Raw genomic sequence first — 2,807 nt, 5'->3', positions numbered from 1 at the left:
CCCTGCTTCACGCCGGTCGCCAGTCCCCAGTCGAACGGAATGTCAGAGGCATTCGTCAAAACCCTGAAACGGGATTACGTGCGCATATCAGCTCTGCCAGACGCCGAAACGGCGCTCCGGCTCATCGACGGATGGATCGAAGACTACAACGAAATCCATCCCCATTCCGCACTCAAGATGGCTTCCCCTCGGCAGTTCATCAGGGCTAAATCAAACTAGCCGATCTGTCCGGTGAAATGGGGAGCACTCTAGGACGCCCATGATCGTCGTTGGCCCCTCGGTCATTGGCACACCTTCGGCGGAGGCCGGTACGGTAGAGTTCGGCATGGCACTTCTCCGTCAACGATTTTCGTTTGTGGTAGACGAAATTCATCAACGGAGAAGATTCATGACACCCGCACAATCCCGAGCGGCGTGTGGCCTCGTCGATTGGTCTCAGACTGAGTTGGCACGTGCGTCGAACCTCAGCGAGAGTACTGTCCGCGACTTCGAGAAAGGGCGGCGAGTGCCGTCGGTGAACAATCTCGCGGCGATCAAGCGGGCGCTGGAGGATGCGGGGGTGATTTTCCAAGATGACGGCGCGATGATCGACGGCGGCCCGGGAGTGAGGCTGAAACGATGAGCACTATGCCAGCCTGGATACAAGTTCTTCAAGCACTTCTAACGCCGGCTATCGCGATCGCCGTTGGCGTTATCGCACTCATGCAATGGCGGACCGCACATCAGAAAGTGGTTCTCGACCTCTTCGACCGACGGCTTGCCGTACTCAACGAAGTTGAGGAGGTGATAAACCACGCTCTTTCGACAACCGGAAACTTGGTAGGCGTAAATGCGGCGATGAGATTGTATGACTGCGAAGCGAAGGCCCTATTCCTTTTTGGTTCGGAGATCGTCGATGTCATCGGCAAAATCCGAAAGGAACTTCTGGTGTATCACAAACCGAAGACCAAAATGACATCCACAGAACAGCTCGAGCTGATCGGCGAGCCCGATCAAGCGTTTTTTCGGATTGCCGGACTGCAACAAAATCTGGCGAATGCAGTGCTGCCGTTCATGCGCATGCATTCTAAGGTGGTTCCAACGCCGACGGAATGGTTCAGCGACCGAAACAAACTTCGCCTCAGCTACGGAGACGAAAAGCAATAATGACAGACCTCAGCGCAATTGGAAAAGTCGAACTGGAACGCGACGCCTATCGGTATTGGCTCGGGCTGGTTTTGATTCATGGTGGGACAGGCTTGAGATTACAGCGTGAACGGATTGAAGCCCATCTTAGGAGCTTGAAGAACGGTGATCCGATCGAGCGGCTCGATGGCGAGATAACAGCGGATGAATGGGACAGCGAGAACTACCGACGATATCCCATTTACGAGGCTGTGGCGCTAGAGATCATCGAGCGGCTAGCAGCCTATGAGCAAAGCGGAAAAATTAACGACCTCGCATTCGACACTTGATCATTTCCAATTCTCCTTTCCATCGATGCCCGGCGGAGTAACGCGGCCGCCCTTGCACTTCCAAGGTTCCTGCTCGTCGGGAGCATTTGGACCATGCACATCGGAGCAGTAGAGCCCATACCGGCGATCTAACCAGGCGCGCACCGCAGGCCAATATCGGCGGTTTTCGAACATCACATCCTTTGTCGGGAAACCGGATTTCTCCAGCACTGAAGTCTTCGCCTTCATCTGCTCCGTGGTCAGACCTATGCGCTCAGCGAGCTGTGCATCGGTGATGAATAGTGCATCAGGTTTTGCCATGGCCGTTTTCCTTTTCAGTTGCAGCATTGTCAAACCGACACGGAATGTGGGGGAAATGATGAAGCCAGGGCCGAATATCGTCCTCAAGCTGAGTTGACACAAACGCAGAGGTGAACATATTGAGAACAAATCGGCGATGCCGCCGCTAATCTGATCCCACTGGAATGATGCCTGCTGTGGCAGAGACACAGGAGAACGACGACGTGCGCCCGCTCGAAACGCGACTTGACACCATGACCGCCATCGATGAAGCGCTCGCCTGGCACGACGGCGATGCGCGGGCGGCGATCGCTACCCTGATTGCCGACTGTGCCTATTTGCGCTGGCAACTGGATATCGCCACCAGGGCAACGGGCGTCGGCTTCACCCGCGGCTGGCGGCCACAGGGGGAGCGGCCTGATATCCTATAGGAAGGGCGAACTTACTCCCGCCGGCGTTGATCGTGACTGGCCGTTTCAGGTCGCCCGCCTACATTCGCTCGGCACAGGAAAGCAGGGCGACGTGATTGATGCGTTCTGCGCCAACCTTTCGCTTTGCCCTCGCGGCCACAACGTCACATGGGAAGCGGAATGGTATCGGGTCTACTGCTTCGCAAAGCAGGACGATGCTGAGGCATTCCTAGAACGCTTCGGCGGCGAGTGGTTTGACCCACGCGAGCGCGGCCGCGGCCACAAATGGCACTTCTGGTATAAGGGTAAGTTCGCCAACAAGCCCGCAAGGCGGTGACCGGATGTCGAGACTCACATACACCGCCGATATGGCTATAGAGCAGACAGACACTCGGAATTTTGTCTGGACAGCCACAGTGGAGTGCTCCCCATTTCACCGGACAGATCGGCTAGTTTGATTTAGCCCTGATGAACTGCCGAGGGGAAGCCATCTTGAGTGCGGAATGGGGATGGATTTCGTTGTAGTCTTCGATCCATCCGTCGATGAGCCGGAGCGCCGTTTCGGCGTCTGGCAGAGCTGATATGCGCACGTAATCCCGTTTCAGGGTTTTGACGAATGCCTCTGACATTCCGTTCGACTGGGGACTGGCGACCGGCGTGAAGC

General features: G+C 56.1%; 8 protein-coding genes. 6 read left to right on the top strand and 2 right to left on the bottom strand.

Features of this window, described 5'->3' with window-relative positions:
* The 4 genes from B5M41_RS26650 to B5M41_RS26635 all read left to right on the top strand — a co-directional run.
* Positions 1–219 (top strand): integrase core domain-containing protein (locus tag B5M41_RS26650; protein ID WP_230640384.1); only part of this gene is annotated, 219 nt, incomplete at its 5' end.
* 40 nt (positions 220–259) lie between these two features.
* Entirely contained in the window at positions 260–622 is a 363-nt protein-coding gene (locus tag B5M41_RS27095; RefSeq protein WP_329959111.1) for a helix-turn-helix domain-containing protein, read from the top strand.
* On the top strand, positions 619–1,146 hold the full coding sequence (locus B5M41_RS26640; protein WP_134653347.1) for a hypothetical protein: 528 nt from the start codon (positions 619–621) through the stop codon (positions 1,144–1,146). Before B5M41_RS27095 ends, B5M41_RS26640 begins: the two co-directional genes overlap by 4 nt.
* A complete protein-coding gene (locus B5M41_RS26635; RefSeq protein ID WP_134653350.1) occupies positions 1,146–1,454 on the top strand; it encodes a hypothetical protein in 309 nt (102 codons plus the stop codon). The genes B5M41_RS26640 and B5M41_RS26635 overlap by 1 nt, the downstream gene beginning before the upstream one ends.
* On the opposite strand, the gene B5M41_RS26630 is transcribed toward B5M41_RS26635, so the two are convergent.
* Entirely contained in the window at positions 1,455–1,754 is a 300-nt protein-coding gene (locus B5M41_RS26630; RefSeq protein WP_134653352.1) for a winged helix-turn-helix domain-containing protein, read from the bottom strand.
* 176 nt (positions 1,755–1,930) lie between these two features.
* Here B5M41_RS26630 and B5M41_RS26625 point away from each other — a divergent pair, with 176 nt between their 5' ends.
* A complete protein-coding gene (locus B5M41_RS26625; protein ID WP_134653354.1) occupies positions 1,931–2,164 on the top strand; it encodes a hypothetical protein in 234 nt (77 codons plus the stop codon).
* Between the two features lie 91 nt (positions 2,165–2,255).
* Entirely contained in the window at positions 2,256–2,480 is a 225-nt protein-coding gene (locus B5M41_RS26620) for a hypothetical protein (RefSeq protein ID WP_230640383.1), read from the top strand.
* A gap of 112 nt (positions 2,481–2,592) precedes the next feature.
* On the opposite strand, the gene B5M41_RS26615 is transcribed toward B5M41_RS26620, so the two are convergent.
* Positions 2,593–2,807, bottom strand: a 215-nt coding sequence (locus B5M41_RS26615) for an integrase core domain-containing protein (protein ID WP_230640030.1), incomplete at its 5' end; no start/stop codon positions are given.

This window comes from Shinella sumterensis, assembly GCF_004514425.2.
GTDB classification, from domain to species: domain Bacteria; phylum Pseudomonadota; class Alphaproteobacteria; order Rhizobiales; family Rhizobiaceae; genus Shinella; species Shinella sumterensis.
Note: the sequence above shows the minus strand (reverse complement) of the source record. Positions and strands in the feature narration are given on the sequence as shown.